Below are 16,433 nucleotides of genomic sequence, written 5' to 3'. Positions count from 1 at the left end.
AAGCCAAGGGTAAAAAGCTTCACGTGAAACACCGCATAAGCACTGGTTTAATAGCGTTTATGTTTCAGTTGGGTTCAAACCCCTGACTGCCCATCATATAACCACACTAATCAGTTTTCACGCCGTGATAATCCACCGTGAAAGCTGATTTTTTTATTCCTACAAAAAAGCCTCAGGAAGCACAACGCAAAGTGCGTATGACGTCCCTGGGGCTTTTTCTAACGATCTAATGTTTACCATCAGCGTAGCTAAGTAACTCAATTGCTAGGGTTATTCTTGATCAATATGGAAATAACCTTCAGGAGCTGCACTCGGCTGTGCTTGATGCCAATGTTGGCTACTACTTCCATATTTAGTTGGTTGTGGATCCGGTCCCATTGCAACAAAGCGCCGGCCCAATGCGTCCATAAAAATAACGACCCGCTGATATTCACGCGCAGGTGCAACTAACGTACAATTCTCATGCTTAATGCCGTAAACATCTACAAAATCCATTCCGACCACTTAGCTTTCTTGTTTAGCTGACAACCCGTCACTTCAAATAAAAACCGAACCAGTTAATGATAATGGTTCGGCCCAACAGTTACTATTGTGGTTGAACGTTCGTTGCTTGGGGGCCACGATCGCCCTGTTCTTCATCATAAGTTACTTTTTGACCTTCATCTAAGGTTTTAAAGCCATCAGTTTGAATCGCTGAAAAATGAACAAAGACATCGGTACCGTCTTCACCCGTAATAAAACCAAACCCTTTATCCGCATTGAACCATTTTACTGTACCATTCTTCATTATTAGATAAGTCCTCTCAGAACTGACTGCAGTAACAACATCGTTAACCTTGGGAGCGCCAATCAATCATAACGTTCCACGCGTTAAGTGGCTTAAGTATATCACATCCCTAGTTTTTAATCGCTGAAAACGGTGTGCATAACGTATGACTTTCCCCCATGATTCCTGCATACTGAGGTGTAAAGGGGTGACTAAGTATGCAACACACGACTCGTCAGGCAGCCCTACATATGATCCAAACCGCCCCCGTCTTCACGTTAGCAACTGTTGATGCGGACGGCTTTCCGACCATGGTAGCGCTCAGTCCCTTACCTATCAAACGGAGCCTAGAAGAACTTTACTTCTATAACTAGTCGTCAAACTTCAACAACGCAGAACATTCAAAACTGGCGTCAAGCTAGTTTATTCTATTACCAACTGTCAGACTATGCGTCAATTATGCTTCGGGGAAAACTCTCATTAGTCGGTACCAACGTTTTTGAACAAGATTGGCGGGCTGAACTAACGGACTTTCAGCAGCAACTAAATTACAAAGACCCCGTCATTCTCAGGTTTCAGACAAGTTCAATCAAGATTCGCCAGATGATGACGATCGACCATCTCGAACTCGTTGATCAGCCCACTGACGGCCCCGCTCACTTAGATTAGCCGTTACAAATTGGGCCTTCTCAGAAAGACACAACCGAAGCGCCACGACTAGATTCTACGCAAATTCTAGTTGTGGCGCTTCGTGCTTTGGTCACCCAACAACTAGCATGGCTCGAAGCGTGATATCACTTTCAAACCAGTTATTAATGCAAGCACGTCCGACTATTCCGGACGTGCATCAAAGACCAAGTATCATCAGCACAAGCCAGAACACTTTGTTCATTCACCTTCGAAAACAACGCCACTTTCAACCTCGTCAGCCCCTACTTTCATCACCAATATTTGCGAGTCTTGTAAAAAGAGACTAGGCTGTAGTTATGGTTAATATTTTTATATTTAGGATTACTTATTGCAATTTTTAATGACCGAACTAAGGAGTGTGGACTTATGAAACTTATTAGATTGCGAATTGAAAATGACGCGATGGATATCGCTTATCATCCAGTATCGGGGCAAGCCGCAACGGCCCATTACCTGATTGCCTATAATTCTGACCAAACAATTGGTGAAAATCTAGAGAACATCAAGGTTCGCTTAGCCGGACTTCAATTCGATGCTGCTATTCTTGAAAACGGACTGTCCTATCCATTCTCAGACACAATCGTCGGTGTCAACTATGATCGCATTGATGTCGGGCTAGCTTTGACTAATTTGCTTAATATCCCAGTCGTTAGCCAAGCTGCCGTTGATCAACTTGGACTAGTAGCCGCAGTTAAAGCTAAAAGTGCCTATTTAAAATGGCATTTGGATTACTACGGCCAATACCACGGTGTCCGTAATAATGGTCAAGAAGCCATGTTGACCATTGGTAACGGTTATTTTGGTCTACGGGGCACCTTTTTGGAAAGTCACGCCGACAAGGACAATTATCCTGGGACATACGTTGCCGGGGTCTATGATCAAACCACCACGACTGTTCATGACCACCAAGTGAAGAATGAAGATTTAGTCAATTTACCGAACGCTCAGTTCATGACTTTCGGTATTGATCATCAGACTCCCTTTACACTCAACAAACATGATTTACAAGATGCTTATCGGAGCCTTGATTTGAAAACGGGACTCTTGACGACCACTAAATTGATTCAGCTCGCTTCCGGACATCAACTCAGAATCCGGTCGCAGAAAGTCGCCAACATGCGTGATTGGCACCGTTACAGCATTCGTTACCAAGTCACCCCACTCAACTTTGCGGGTAGTCTACAAATCTATACCGAAATCGACGGTAGCGTCGTGAATAGCAACGTTAGCCGCTATAACGTCTTCGATCAGCATCATCTGAAGACTATGGGCATCGAAACGGCTGCTAATACCGTCTACCTTTCTGGTCAGACCAAATCATCACATATCAATTACACGATTGGGGCCAAACTAACTAGCCCAGACGTTCCTGCAATTGAGAACTTTAATAGCACGCAACAACCTCAGGGCGTTCAGCAAACCGTTTCACTGGCGGTAGAAGCTGGTAAAACGTATACCTTCGATAAGAACGTCGTTATTGCAGCTAGTAATGACCATAGTGATCCCCAGTTGACCCACGTCCAAGCCGAGCTCGACCAGTCCAGTTTTGACAATACGGTAACCACTAGCAAGGACTATTGGGAAGCGACTTGGCGAGCCACAGATATTAAGATCCGTGGCGATATTACAAGCCAACGCTTACTGCGCGTCAATATTTACCACAGTTTCGTTTCTGCTGCCGCAATTGAAAGCGGCCAATTAGACGCTTCCGTTGGTGCTCGGGGGCTCCACGGAGAAGCTTACCGGGGACACGTCTTTTGGGACGAAATGTTCATTTTACCATTCTACACGTTGCACCGACCGGAACTAGCCAAACAACTCTTAGCTTATCGTTACCGGCGACTACCAATGGCGCGTAAAAATGCCGAAGCAGAAGGCTACGCGGGAGCCATGTACCCCTGGCAATCAGCATCCAAGGGTGATGAACAATCTCAATTCACTCACTTAAATCCCATTACTAAAACCTGGGATCCAGATAATAGCCGGCTCCAGCGACACGTCTCGTTAGATATTGCCTACAACGTCTGGTTTTACTACCACGTTACTCAGGACCGTGATTTCTTAACTCATTACGGTATGGAAATGTTGCTATCGATCGCAGCCTTTTGGATCAGTAAAGCAGATTATGACCAAGCTAATGGCCGTTATAACATTAGTGGGGTCATGGGACCAGATGAATTCCATGAAAACTATCCAAACAGCACGACCGCTGGATTGAAGAATAACGCCTATACCAATATCATGGTTGCGTGGCTCTTTGACACGATTACCACGCTTCGGGCGCAGATGCCCCAAGCTGCTTTTCAAGCGGCAGCTCAGGCCGCACAATTTGACTCAACGGCTGAGCAAGCGTTAACGACGATCAGTCATCAATTAACACTTGAAATCAACCGTCGGGGAATCATTGCTCAATTTGAGGGGTACTTCAACCTACCGACGCTTGACTTTCAAGCTTACCGGCAAAAGTACGGTGACATCGCCCGGATGGACCGGATCTTGAAAGCAGAGTCTAAGACACCCGATGCTTACCAAGTGGCCAAACAAGCAGACGCCTTGATGGCCTTTTATAACTTCGATGTCACAACTGTTCAGAAGATTATTGAAAAAATGGGATATCAACTTCCTAAAGAGTATCTGACCCATAACATTCAATACTATTTAGCGCGCACAACGCATGGTTCCACTCTCTCGCGGATCGTTTACGCCGTTTTGAATCAGCTTGACGATAATGACGATGACGCCTGGAAGCTTTTCTCAGAGGCCCTCGCATCCGACTATTACGACATTCAAGGTGGGACGACCGCTGAAGGGATTCACCTCGGCGTCATGTGTGCGACCTTAAACCTGACGACACGGAACTTTGGCGGGGTCAATCCACTAGGTGCCCACTTACAGGTGAACCCACGGCTACCTGAACACTGGCAAACATTGAAATTCAAGCATCTCTTTCGGGGTGTTCACTATGTTTTCGTTATCGATCATCAACGGGTAACCGTCACTGCGGACCAACCCAGCACGATTATGATTGGAAAACAGCATTACCAATTACAAGCTAAGAAACCACTTTCCGTCACTTATACCGATTAATCTAGGAGGCAATCAACATGGTTAAATTTGCAGCAATCAAGGGATTTGTCTTTGACCTCGATGGCGTTATCACGGACACATCTACTTTTCATAGCCAAGCTTGGCACCAGATCGCCGATAAAGTCGGGGTCAGTTGGAATGATCAATTAGCTGACGCGCTCAAAGGTATCAGTCGGATGGATTCACTCAACCTCATTCTAGCTCAAGGGCACCGAGAAAATGACTTCACACCGGCCCAAAAACAAGCGCTAGCTACGGAAAAGAACACCAATTATTTGCAGCTCGTTAACCAAATGACCCCAGCCAACATTCTACCAGGCATCACCGCCTTTTTGACTGAATTAACAACGGCTGGCTACGCATTGTCACTCGCTTCAGCATCAAAAAATGCTCCGCTTGTGCTACGTAAACTCGGTCTTAGTGACTACTTTACGAAGGCCGTCGACCCCGCTAGTCTCAAACACGGTAAACCTGATCCCGAGATTTTTCGGCGCGGTGCTGAGATTTTAGGCCTTAATCCAGCTGACTGTATTGGTGTCGAGGACGCGGCGGCTGGCGTACAATCGATCAAAGGCGCTGGCGAAACTGCCATCGGTATTGGTGACCCGACCGTTTTAGCGGCGGCAGATATCAATTTTACCGATACGACTCAGCTCACACTCGCCAATATTAAGGCACAACTAAACTAACGTATTTCCATTAAACTCATCACAAAACAAACCGGATTTGGCGACCACGTCATGGTTACCAAATCCGGTTTGTTTTGTTTAAGCCAGTCGCTAATCTCACCAGTTGGACTGCTCACTGGAAGCTTATAATTATCAGACTAGCTGTCAATTCTCAAATCAAATCAAAATGTTGCAATCCTTGGGCAATCCCGCCGTGCATGTTGTCAGCGGTCACGTACCGCGCGAGTTGTTTGACCTGCGGATGACCATTGCCCATTGCAATCGGTGTCTGGATCATTCGGAACATCTCAATATCATTTAATTGATCACCAAACGCATAGGTCGGTACCTTAGTTAAATGCGCCTTGGTTAAGATATCCTGAATTCCAACCGCCTTGGAGACGCCCCATTGCATAGTGTCCAGCGCACGCGGATTATTACGAACAAAATGTAGTCGGCCTCGATATCGCTGCCGATATTGCGCCGCATTCAACGGATCAAACGTCAGTAAGAAATTAATATGTTGATGTTCATAAAAGTGCGGTGCGACCCGGGCCGTCTGTCTGAGTGCCCGATAATTACTGGTTGTCAATGCATCACGATGGCTTAACGCAAAACCGGCGTTATTATAATAAGCTAGCGCATTCTGTTGGCGATTGGCAAAATGAGTAATATCGGTCAAAAGCTCCTTATCCAGTTCGTGCGCACTCAAAAACTGCCCTTGATACGCGACGTAACTCCCATTCGCACTGACGATTGAATCGATCCCCGTCGTTGTCATCACGTCTTGAACTTCGAATACATTGCGACCCGTGGCAATGACGGGTAGGACGTGGTTAGCTCGTAATTGCTGGATTGCCCGCACACTGCTGGCCGCAACCGTCTTATCGTCCTGCATTAACGTTCCATCCAAATCAAAAAACACTACTGCTTGGTACAACCAATTACCCCCTAATTAATCAGTCACTGGCCAATAACCAGCGCCACCAATACACTAATTACCTTCGTGATGACGTCTATTTAAAACCATCCGAAAAGGTGCTTTAGTGTTTACCTTTATTATAAGCACCTCGTCTGAACAACGCAGACATTCTGCTTATAAGCGCACAAAAATGCGTGGCCAATCAAGGAAAGCCACGCACTAATGTGCCTACGTCTCATTAAGGATCGATGAGTACTTCGTAATACATAATCAATAGCGGGGTGCTATTAAAAAGTACAATTATACTATACGGCTGAACCGTACTAACAATCATCAAGTTCCTGTAAAATTTAGGTAAAGTTTTCAATAAGGCGCAACTGTTCACCACCCAGCGTCTGCGTCACAAGGCAGCGTTGAATCGCTTGTGCTAATTTTATGGGCACACCACTCAACTTTAAATCGTGACTCGTCATGGTTCGCGGTTCAGTAGTCACATTGACAATCACCATCACGGTTTGATCAGCCTGCCAATAAAGGTAGCCAATGCCATAATCTGCCAAGTAAAACGGCACAAAGTGGGCTGTGTTTAACCACGGGTGCCGTTGACGCCAATTCGCCCAGTCAGCGACAAACTGAACTTGCGCCTGATCTGCGTCCTGCCACGGATAAAACGCACGGTTATCAGGGTCTTTCCCCCCCATCATCAACGCCTCATCACCGTAATACAGGCACGGTACACCTGGAAGCGTCAAGAGTAGTTGGACGGCCAAACGTAGGCGTTGGCGATCTTCGGCTAACATAGTCAGGATTCTGGGCGTATCATGGCTACCGATGTTATTGAAGTTAAAGCGAAACGTCGTAGCGGGATAATTTTCCTTGAGGGTCATTAGTTCACGCCACCATTCGGCCGGTGTTAGCGTGCCGTTTAAAACGTGAATAATCAAGCGGCGGAGCGGATAATTCATGACAGCCTGTAAGCCGCCGCCCTCTAAGTAGTGCCGGCGCATCCCATACGCTAATTTATGAGAGGCATCCTCCCAAACTTCACCGATCAAAACCTTATCCGGATAACGGTCAAGGGTCCGTCGAATTCCAGCAATGAAATCGTCTGGCAACTCATCCGCGACATCTAGGCGCCAGCCATCCACACCGCGTTGCGTCCAATAATCAATGACCGAATCGGGTTTACCAAAGATAAAATCGCGGTATGTTGGATCGTCTTTATCAACTGTCGGCAGATCACGGATGCCCCACCAGCTATCGTAATCGTGGGGATAATGAATGAATGTGAACCACGGGTAGTACGGACTCGTGGTCGACTGAGTTGCCCCAACCGTCGGGTAATGGCCCGCCTGATTGAAATACTTAGAATCCACACCAACATGGTTAAAAACACCGTCTAAGATCAGTCGCATACCGGCCCGGTGTACGGCCGCGACCAGGTTATCAAAGTCCGTCAAATCGCCGACGACCGGATCAATCTTCAGATAGTCACCCGTATCATACCGATGATTACTGCTGGCCTCAAAGATCGGCGTCAGATAAATAATTGTCACACCGAGTCGCTGTAAATATGGAATCTTAGCACTAATACCGCGCAAATTACCACCGTAAAAATCCCAGCGTAAAATCGCCCGGTGTTCATCACGCACGTATAGTGGGCGATCCGTTAGTTGACCATAAATAAAGCTATTTGGCTTGGGCGCATTAACGTGGCCATCCGCGTTGCCATTATTGAAGCGGTCAACAAAGATCTGATAAGCAACCCCTTCACGATACCATTGTGGCAATGTTTCTACTGCTTTCAAGATTGTCAATTGATACATTTGAACATGCTCGCGCAAGACGTATTGAACGCCCGGGCCACCATAACCACCATCAACGCAACCATAATAAGCGGTCATGGTCGCCGTTTCAATCCGAAAATAGTAGAAGTACAGGCCAACCTGGGTCGGTATAAACGTGGCCGTATACATTGTGGGACTGATTGGATGTAACGGTAAGGCCTGTTCATCATCCCACTGACCATCATGAGCCACGCATAAATCAATCTGCTTAACCGGCGTTACTGTCTGAACACTGATTGTGAATTGAACGGGTGTCTGGCGGGTCACGGCACCAAAGGGCGTCTTATACGTGGGTAAAAATGAGTTATACGTTACCTGCATCCGTCACCCTTCCTTTCTTAATTCAGTCGTTCGTGGGACACTTGCCAAATATCGTCAGCATACCGCGCCACTGCTAAGTCCGCGGCAAAGTGTCCAGAAGCGGCAATGTTGGCTAACGAGCGCTGTTGCCAAGTGGGTTGATTTTGAAAATCACGACTGATCTGCTGTTGTTGGGTGACATAAGCCCGGTAATCGGCTAAGACAAAGAATTCATCGTTATACCGCAGTAATGAATCATAGATTTCCCGACCAACCGTTGGAATTCCCGGAATCGTGCCATCAATCAAACTATCTAAGAGCCGTTTTAATTCAGGATCAGCATCGTAAAAGTCAGCGGCGTGATAGTTGCCGCGATGGTAATAGTCGTACACTTCATTGACCTTAAGCCCAAACGGATATTCATTTTCAGCACCCGCCGCTTGCATAATGTCAATATTCGCGCCGTCATACGTTGCCAATGATAATGCACCGTTGGCCATCAGTTTCATGTTACTAGTCCCCGACGCTTCTTTGGAGGCCGTTGAAATCTGCTCGCTAACGTCGGCGGCGGGAATGATCAGTTCGGCAATGGAGACCCCGTAGTTCGGAATAAAGACGATCTTTAACCGATCACCAATCGCCGGGTCCTGATTCACCATGTCAGCGACGACATTAATAAGTTTGATAATCGCCTTGGCATAGTGATAACTAGGAGCCGCCTTGGCACCGAAAATGTGTACTCGCGGCACGACTGGCTGTTGCGGATGATCCTTAATGGCAAAATACTCGCGCAAGATTTCAAAGACGTGTAGGAGTTGCCGCTTATAAGCATGCAACCGTTTGATTTGAACATCGTAAATCGCGTCGGTGCGAATCTTGATCCCCATAGTACGCTGAACGTACGCGGCTAAAGCTTGCTTGTTAGTCAGTTTAACTTGACCTAACTGATACAAAAAGTGGTCATCTTGTTGATACGGCAGTAGCGTCTGTAATAAATCTGGTTGCCGCCGCCAGTCCGAACCAATCGTCTGATCAATCAGTTGCGCTAGTGGTTGGTTCGCCAATTGAACCCACCGCCGGGTTGCAATGCCATTCGTCTTATTATTAAACCGCTCCGGATAAACTTGATACAGGCCCCGTAACACATCCGTTTTCAGTAATTCCGTATGCAGTGGCGCGACACCGTTCACACTGTGACTCCCAATCACAGCTAGGTAGGCCATCCGTACTTGTCCGTTGCCTAAAGGCGCCGTCTGATCAACGAGCGCTTTGCCAAAAATCGGCGTTTGTTGTTCCCGGTAGCGCCGGTCGATTTCCGCAATAATCTGATAAATCCGAGGTAGCAGGTTTTTAAACATATCGATTGGCCAAGTCTCGAGGGCCTCTTGTAAAATCGTATGGTTCGTGTAACTCATGACTTGCGTCGTTAACGTCCACGCAACTTCCCATGAACAGTGATGTTCATCCATTAATAGCCGCATCATCTCAGGGATCACCAGCGTCGGGTGCGTATCGTTAATGTGAATCGCGACCTTTTTGCCTAACAATTTGATGCCATGGTGCGTCGCACAAAAATCACGCACGATACTTTGAACACCCGCAGAAGAGAAAAAGTATTCTTGGCGTAAACGCAGTTGTTGCCCGGCCGAGTTAGAATCGTCAGGATACAAGACCTTGGTAATCTCACTGATTCGATCACGCTGATCCTGCGAAGAATAGGTCGCACTGGGTGGTAACTCCGCGGACCACAAACGCAAGGTGTTCGTAATATCGTTGTGATACCCGACGATACCAACGTCGTAAGGAACCGCTAGCACGTCTTCCGTATTTTCAGATTGCGGTTGTAAACTACCATCCGCTTGCGGTTGTAACCACACATTGCCGCCGAACTGGACAATGCAGCTCTTGTTATCGCGCCGGGTCTCCCACACGTTGCCATGATGGAGCCAATCATCGGGTAATTCTACTTGATAGCCATCCATGAAAACTTGTTTGAACAAGCCGTAACGATAGCGGATGCCGTTACCGTTGCCGGCAATTTTCAAACTAGCCATCGCGTCCATATAACAGGCTGCCAACCGACCTAATCCTCCGTTACCAAGCGCCGGATCAGGTTCAGCCTGACTGATTGTCTCAAAGTCTAAGCCTAATTCCGTTAGCCCTTTTTTTACCGTCGTCAATAAGTTGAGATTCAACAAATTAGAAGCGAGTAAGCGTCCCGGCAAGAACTCGATGGAAAAATAATAGACTTGTTTCTGATGATGATCGCGGTAAAATTTAGCTGTTCGTGTCCAACTCTGACTGTTATAGCGCCGAACTAGCTGTCCCAGTGCAATAAATTGCCCAATCGTCGAGGTGTCACTCAGCGATGTTGAATACAAGGTCTCAATTTCACTTAGAAAGTCCTTTTTAAATTGCGCACACGTTAATTTCAAATTCACACCCCCATCAAACCTAACGCATTAGCTTCTGATAAGTCGCACGGTACTGCTGTGCAGAATGTTCCCAGCCAAAATCACAAGTCATTGCTTGGTGCTGCAGCTGCCGCCAAACCAGTGGATGCTGCCGATATAAGGTCACGGCTAGAACCATAATTTTACGTAGAACCGCTGGCTGGTAGTCGTCAAAGCTAAAGCCGGTTCCCTGATCGGTATAGCGATTGTACGGAATGACCGTGTCCCGCAACCCACCGACCGCGTGCACGATCGGTAACGTCCCGTAATGCATCGCCATCATCTGCGACAAGCCACACGGTTCAAAGGCAGAAGGCATAAGAAAGATATCACTGGCCGCATAGATTTGCTGAGCTAGCTGCGTATCAAATTGAATCGCGGCGACCACCTTTTGCGGATACGCCGACTGATAGGTGCGTAACGCGCGTTCCAATGCTGGGTCACCCGTTCCCAAAACAATGAGTTGCACATCTTGTTGCTGCAAGAATGGATTCAATGCATCCAGCAAGAGGTCGATACCCTTTTGCTTCGTTAACCGAGAAACGACTGCCAATACCGGCACGTTTTTGACAGGCAACCCTAATCGGCGCTGTAAAGCACGTTTATTCTGACGCTTAGGTTTCAAATTCTTAGCCGAATAATTCGCCGTTAGTGCCAGGTCGGTTGCGGGATCGTATAATTGCATATCAATGCCATTAAGAATCCCACTCAGTTTGTACCGATTGGCCCGCAGTACCCCGTCGAGACGTTCCCCAAAAGCTGGTGTTTGAATCTCTTGTGCGTAGGTCGGTGACACCGTATTAACGGCATCTGCAAAGTTAATACCGCCCTTCAGCCAGTTCACTTGATCGTAAAACGCCACGCCGGCTTCGGTGTAGGTCTCAGTTCCGATTCGAAAGAGACTATCCAAAATAATCGGATCGTAGACACCTTGAAACTGTAAGTTATGAATCGTCAGCACCGTTTTAATATCACGATACGCTTCGATCCAATAGTACTTTTCAGCTAGCAAGACAGGAATAAACGCTGTATGCCAATCATTGAGTTGTAAAATATCAGGGATATAATCGATCCGCTCCATCATTTCACAAACGGCCATTTGAAAGAAGGCAAAGCGTTCACCATCATCCCAATAACCATATAATCCTTCACGGCCAAAATAATCTAAATTATCAATTAGATAATACTGAACGTGCGCGACTGTCAGAGTTTTAATACCGCAATACATCGCATGTTCACCCACTTGAACAGTAAAATGCGTCACTGGCACTAACTGCTGCTGATATTCGGTCGGCATCTGGTGAGGGTAATACGGAATCACTACACGCGTCTCAATTCCTTCCGCTTGCAAGGCGCGCGGTAACGCCATACTAACATCGCCTAAGCCACCAGTCTTATAAAAAGGGGCCGCTTCTGCCGCCGCGAATAATACCCTAGTCATGCACAGCCACCTCCGCTTGTTGAAAAACGTGCTGCCCTTTGCTGATGACTAACGGTGTCGTTGAAGTTCCTTTAAGCACTAGGTTGGGCCCGATTACGGCGTCTTTATCGATAATGACGTTTTCTAACTTACAACCGGCACCGATCCGGGCCCCCTGCATAATGATGGCATTTTTAACTTGGCTATCACGATTAATCAGTACATCCCGAAAGATGACGGAGTGGTCAAGTTGCCCTTCAATATAGCCCCCAGTACCACATAAACTATCACGACACTGTGAACCAGTCGCAAAGAACGTCGGGATTTCATTTTTGACCTTGGTGTAAATACGGCGCGAACTGTAGAATAACGCTCGGAAATTAGCTTCATCCAAAACGGCCATATTGGCCGCAAAGTAGCTGTTGATATCATGAATATTCGCCTGAAAGCCCGTATATTCAAAAGCATTAGCGTTATGTTGGATGACTGCTTGCCGCATCAATTCCTCTAGGCTGATCATGTCACCCCGTTGATTGGCCGACTGCAATAATTCGATTAAATCGACCGTACTCATCAAGTAAATAGCCATGCTCTTGGCAACTTGTTTCGTCTTCGGGCTAATCTTGGCCTTGCTCATCGGAACGACCGCCGTTGCTTCTCCCTTAGCAGTCAATTGTAAGATTGTATTTTCGGGAATCAAACTAGCTGGATCAACGCGCTTATAAACCGCCGTCACGGGACTGTTACGTTCCTCGTGATACCGTAGTAGCGCCTTTAAATCAATATTACCAACATTGCGAGTACTCATCACTACCGAGTACTCACTCTGGCTGCATTTCAGAAACTGAATCGAATTATCATAGTAATGGTGCAGTAATGCGGCCTTCTTTTCTGGCGCCACTAATTTCAAGTCATTGTATGGGGACAAGAATAGGCCGCCGCGAATTGTGTTCAGGCTCCAGTCACGCCCACTACGCAAATGATCAGCCACGGAACGCCCTGACCGCGGGACCGTCACCATCACATTTTGAATCCCCGCATTGATGACACTCGATAATTGAAAATCAACCAACCGATAACGACCACCAAAGGGTAACATTCCAACTGGCCGAACTGCAGTCAATGGTTGTAACGCGTCACTTGGTTCCAGTAAATTAATAATGGCACTCACTTGTTCACGTCTCATGGTTGTTCCACCCCCATCGTTTCGTGATACCCAACAACTGCAATCTTATCAGTCGTACCAATAATCTGGGCATCATCACCAATCACTGCATCTTCGCCAATCAATGCGTGGTCAATCACCACATTTTTTCCAATCGTTGCACCGGGCATAATCATACTGTCAACCACGCGACTACCCATCCCAACTGACACGCGTTGCGATAAGATTGAATGATCAATTTCGCCCGCAACGTAACAACTATCAACGACCATGGCATTATTGACCTGGCTCGTTTCCGTCAAAAACATCGGTGGTAGCACCTCTGCTTTAGAGTAAATCCGCCAGTAACGATCGCCGATATTTAACCGGTTATGGGGCGATAGGAATTCCATATTGGCTTGCCACAGACTCTTAATCGTTCCAACATCTCGCCAGTAACCCTTAAAAGCATAAGCGTAAACGGATTCATTATTGGCTAAGTATGATGGAATGACATTTTTACCAAAGTCTTCAAGTGACTTATCGGTAGCATAACTCTTAACTAAGTAATCCCGCAAAGTCGGCCAATTGAAGATATAAATGCTCATCGAGGCTTTATCACTCTTAGGATGTGCCGGTTTTTCCTCAAACTCAATGATTCGATCCGTCGCATCCGTATTCATCATGCCAAAGCGTTTGGCTTCTTCGTTAGTCACGTGGATCACCCCAACGGTCAACGAAGCCTTCTTCTCCTGATGATATTTCAGCATAGCGTCATAATCCATCTTATAAATATGATCGCCAGATAAGACGAGCAGGTACTTGGGGTCTTGTTGATCAATATATTCGATATTTTGATAAATGGCGTGCGCCGTCCCTTGAAAGAACTTCTCACCTTCACTAGACGAGTATGGTTGTAAAACCGTCACCCCACCATTTAAGCTATCAAAGCCCCAGCTCGCACCGCTACCAATATGTGCATTCAGTTCTAGGGGTTGATATTGCGTGATAACCCCAACGGTATTCACACCCGAGTTAGCACAGTTGCTGAGTGTAAAATCAATAATTCGATAACGACCGCCGAATGGCACGGCGGGCTTAGCCGTATCCTTCGTCAACTTACCAAGCCGGGTGCCCTGACCGCCCGCTAAAATAATACCTAACATTTCATCTTGCATGCTTAACTCCCCCTATCACTTTAACTGGTCGAATCAACAATGCACCCATCGCCGGCAAGGTCACGGTAAAACTAGCTGGTTGCCCCCGATACGGCTTATCGACCGCCGTAAACGTTGTTTCTAGCTTTGTCCACGTGCCGCCAAAAGCCTGCGCTTCAGTGTTGAGTAACAACTCATAACGGCCACGATACGGTACGCCGATACGGTAATCTTGACGTTCAACAGGAACAAAATTGAAAGCAACGACCACAAAACTGTATTTCCGTTTGGCCTGCCGGATAAACCCCATGGTCGAACTGTCAGGATCATCGGTATGTGTATAAATAATCCCCGCAGGATCATCGTCCTGCTCCCACAACGGCCGATTGTGCCGATAGACCGCGTTCAGTTGCGTTGTGAACTGTTGCATCCGATGGTTGAGATCATCCTTTAAGTCAACCCATTCCAACGCACTCCAGTCCCGCCACTCTAGGAACTGCCCCCACTCTGAGCCCATAAAATTCAGTTGTTTTCCTGGGAAGGCAGCCATATAAGTTAGCATCGTCCGCAAATTTGCAAACTGATTATAGCGGTCCCCCGGCATTTTATGCATTAATGATTTCTTGCCGTGCACGACTTCATCATGTGAAAACGGTAGAATAAACCGTTCATCGAACATGTACACGAATGCAAATGTCAGTAGATTAAAGTGGTCGTGCCGATATAACGGATCCATCATGAAGAAATCCAGGGTATCGTGCATCCACCCCATGTTCCACTTATAGTTAAATCCCAATCCGCCATTGGCCACCGAACCCGTAACCTGCGGATAGGCGGACGACTCTTCCGCAATCATCAAGATATCGGGATGGTGGGTTAAGACCGTGGTGTTCAACTTTTGTAAAAAGGCGATGCCTTCTAAATTACGATTATCCCCATACTGATTAACCTGCCCTTCGCGCCCTTCATCATAGTCGCAATACAACATGTTAGAGACAGCATCCACTCGCAAGCCATCTAGATGACACTGGTCGAGCCAATATTCGGCGCTTGAAATCAGAAAACTCTGAACCTGTGTTTTACCGAGATCAAAATTCCATGCCCCCCAACGACGGTTATTCGCGCGCTCAGGATCAGCGTATTCAAATGTCGGCGTACCATCATACTGGTACAACGCATCATAATTGCGAATAAAGTGACCCGGTACCCAATCAACGAATACCCCGATATTCGCTTGGTGACACTGGTCAACAAAGCTGAGAAAACTGTCACGCTTGCCAAAACGACTGGTTGGCGCAAAATACCCTAATTGCTGATAACCCCAAGACGCATCTAACAAATGTTCCATCACGGGCATTAATTCAATGTGGGTATAGCCCCGTTGTTTTACATAGGGAATCAGTTCAGCGGCTAATTCCGCATAAGTGTAGTAGCTACCATCAAGATGACGGCGCCACGAACCTAAGTGCACCTCATAAATGTTAATTGGCCGATTGGCAGCGCGCGACTTCTTCCGGCGAGCTAGCCACAAACTATCGTGCCAACGCATCGTCATCGGCTCAACAACTACGGCCGCATCCCCCGGTTTTCGTTCGAACTGTTGTGCAAACGGGTCAATCTTTAGTTGCACTTGGCCAGTTGGTGTTGTGATCTGAAACTTGTATAACTGACCCGCATGAACGTTCGGAACTTGTCCTTGCCAAATCCCCGTCGCCCCTAATAACTTTAGTGCGCTTGGTTGCCAGTCATTAAAATCGCCAACAACCCCGACAGCCTTAGCATGCGGCGCCCAGACGCGAAATACCGCCCGACCAGATGCGCCCAAATGACAGCCTAAGTAATCCTGACTATTAAATCCTGCGCCGGTATTAAATAAGTAACTTGCATCATTCATTTCCGTAGTTTGTTTAACCAAAGCATCACACCCCCTATGTGATTAACTGAGCAGATTATAAAATTAATCTTATTATAAGAAGGTG

The 16,433-nt window shown here is 46.9% G+C and carries 13 protein-coding genes; 4 read left to right on the top strand and 9 right to left on the bottom strand.

Going from position 1 to position 16,433, the window contains the following annotated elements; genetic code table 11:
• Positions 1-270: 270 nt before the first annotated feature.
• A complete protein-coding gene (locus MMY95_RS10330; protein WP_003641655.1) occupies positions 271-495 on the bottom strand; it encodes a hypothetical protein in 225 nt (74 codons plus the stop codon).
• A 91-nt stretch (positions 496-586) separates the two neighbouring features.
• Complete coding sequence (locus MMY95_RS10325) at positions 587-787, bottom strand: cold-shock protein (protein ID WP_003643615.1); 201 nt, start codon at positions 785-787, stop codon at positions 587-589.
• A gap of 197 nt (positions 788-984) precedes the next feature.
• Between MMY95_RS10325 and MMY95_RS10320 the strand changes: the two genes are divergently transcribed.
• The 4 genes from MMY95_RS10320 to pgmB all read left to right on the top strand — a co-directional run bounded on the left by MMY95_RS10320 (position 985) and on the right by pgmB (position 5,232).
• On the top strand, positions 985-1,140 hold the full coding sequence (locus MMY95_RS10320; protein ID WP_236722129.1) for a pyridoxamine 5'-phosphate oxidase family protein: 156 nt from the start codon (positions 985-987) through the stop codon (positions 1,138-1,140).
• Positions 1,141-1,225: 85 nt separating this feature from the next.
• Positions 1,226-1,435 (top strand): hypothetical protein, encoded by a 210-nt coding sequence (locus MMY95_RS10315; RefSeq protein WP_229103174.1) that lies wholly within the window; start codon positions 1,226-1,228, stop codon positions 1,433-1,435.
• 387 nt (positions 1,436-1,822) lie between these two features.
• A complete protein-coding gene (locus MMY95_RS10310; protein ID WP_241277633.1) occupies positions 1,823-4,543 on the top strand; it encodes a glycosyl hydrolase family 65 protein in 2,721 nt (906 codons plus the stop codon).
• Positions 4,544-4,560: 17 nt separating this feature from the next.
• Positions 4,561-5,232: a beta-phosphoglucomutase gene (pgmB, locus tag MMY95_RS10305; RefSeq protein WP_003641651.1), complete on the top strand. Its 672-nt coding sequence runs from the start codon at positions 4,561-4,563 to the stop codon at positions 5,230-5,232.
• 151 nt (positions 5,233-5,383) lie between these two features.
• On the opposite strand, the gene MMY95_RS10300 is transcribed toward pgmB, so the two are convergent.
• From MMY95_RS10300 to glgB, 7 genes are all read right to left on the bottom strand, one after another.
• The gene (locus tag MMY95_RS10300) at positions 5,384-6,151 is read right to left on the bottom strand and encodes a Cof-type HAD-IIB family hydrolase (protein ID WP_003641650.1); all 768 of its coding nucleotides are present in this window, start codon (positions 6,149-6,151) and stop codon (positions 5,384-5,386) included.
• Positions 6,152-6,483: 332 nt separating this feature from the next.
• The gene (locus MMY95_RS10295) at positions 6,484-8,301 is read right to left on the bottom strand and encodes a glycoside hydrolase family 13 protein (protein ID WP_003643613.1); all 1,818 of its coding nucleotides are present in this window, start codon (positions 8,299-8,301) and stop codon (positions 6,484-6,486) included.
• Positions 8,302-8,318: 17 nt separating this feature from the next.
• Entirely contained in the window at positions 8,319-10,715 is a 2,397-nt protein-coding gene (locus MMY95_RS10290) for a glycogen/starch/alpha-glucan phosphorylase (RefSeq protein ID WP_241277632.1), read from the bottom strand.
• A gap of 19 nt (positions 10,716-10,734) precedes the next feature.
• The gene (glgA, locus tag MMY95_RS10285; RefSeq protein ID WP_016511086.1) at positions 10,735-12,174 is read right to left on the bottom strand and encodes a glycogen synthase GlgA; all 1,440 of its coding nucleotides are present in this window, start codon (positions 12,172-12,174) and stop codon (positions 10,735-10,737) included.
• Positions 12,167-13,339, bottom strand: a complete 1,173-nt coding sequence (gene glgD, locus MMY95_RS10280; protein ID WP_003641646.1) for a glucose-1-phosphate adenylyltransferase subunit GlgD — start codon at positions 13,337-13,339, stop codon at positions 12,167-12,169. Before glgD ends, glgA begins: the two co-directional genes overlap by 8 nt.
• Positions 13,336-14,475 carry a glucose-1-phosphate adenylyltransferase gene (locus tag MMY95_RS10275; protein ID WP_241277631.1) on the bottom strand — a complete coding sequence of 380 codons (1,140 nt, stop codon included), beginning with the start codon at positions 14,473-14,475 and terminating at the stop codon, positions 13,336-13,338. Before MMY95_RS10275 ends, glgD begins: the two co-directional genes overlap by 4 nt.
• A complete protein-coding gene (glgB, locus tag MMY95_RS10270) occupies positions 14,465-16,348 on the bottom strand; it encodes a 1,4-alpha-glucan branching protein GlgB (RefSeq protein ID WP_033609716.1) in 1,884 nt (627 codons plus the stop codon). Before glgB ends, MMY95_RS10275 begins: the two co-directional genes overlap by 11 nt.
• Between the last annotated feature and the right edge of the window lie 85 nt (positions 16,349-16,433).

It is taken from the genome of Lactiplantibacillus sp. ME-2, from assembly GCF_022549155.1.
Classification (GTDB): Bacteria; Bacillota; Bacilli; order Lactobacillales; family Lactobacillaceae; genus Lactiplantibacillus; species Lactiplantibacillus plantarum.
This window is presented reverse-complemented; position numbering and strand designations above follow the sequence as displayed.

Excerpts from the sequence above, each read along its gene's own strand:
- MMY95_RS10330 (WP_003641655.1), bottom strand. The coding sequence starts at position 495 with ATGGATTTTGTAGATGTTTACGGCATTAAGCATGAGAATTGTACGTTA.
- MMY95_RS10325 (WP_003643615.1), bottom strand. The coding sequence starts at position 787 with ATGAAGAATGGTACAGTAAAATGGTTCAATGCGGATAAAGGGTTTGGT.
- MMY95_RS10320 (WP_236722129.1), top strand. The coding sequence starts at position 985 with ATGCAACACACGACTCGTCAGGCAGCCCTACATATGATCCAAACCGCC.
- MMY95_RS10315 (WP_229103174.1), top strand. The coding sequence starts at position 1,226 with ATGCTTCGGGGAAAACTCTCATTAGTCGGTACCAACGTTTTTGAACAA.
- MMY95_RS10310 (WP_241277633.1), top strand. The coding sequence starts at position 1,823 with ATGAAACTTATTAGATTGCGAATTGAAAATGACGCGATGGATATCGCT.
- pgmB (WP_003641651.1), top strand. The coding sequence starts at position 4,561 with ATGGTTAAATTTGCAGCAATCAAGGGATTTGTCTTTGACCTCGATGGC.
- MMY95_RS10295 (WP_003643613.1), bottom strand. The coding sequence starts at position 8,301 with ATGCAGGTAACGTATAACTCATTTTTACCCACGTATAAGACGCCCTTT.
- glgA (WP_016511086.1), bottom strand. The coding sequence starts at position 12,174 with ATGACTAGGGTATTATTCGCGGCGGCAGAAGCGGCCCCTTTTTATAAG.
- glgD (WP_003641646.1), bottom strand. The coding sequence starts at position 13,339 with ATGAGACGTGAACAAGTGAGTGCCATTATTAATTTACTGGAACCAAGT.
- MMY95_RS10275 (WP_241277631.1), bottom strand. The coding sequence starts at position 14,475 with ATGCAAGATGAAATGTTAGGTATTATTTTAGCGGGCGGTCAGGGCACC.
- glgB (WP_033609716.1), bottom strand. The coding sequence starts at position 16,348 with ATGAATGATGCAAGTTACTTATTTAATACCGGCGCAGGATTTAATAGT.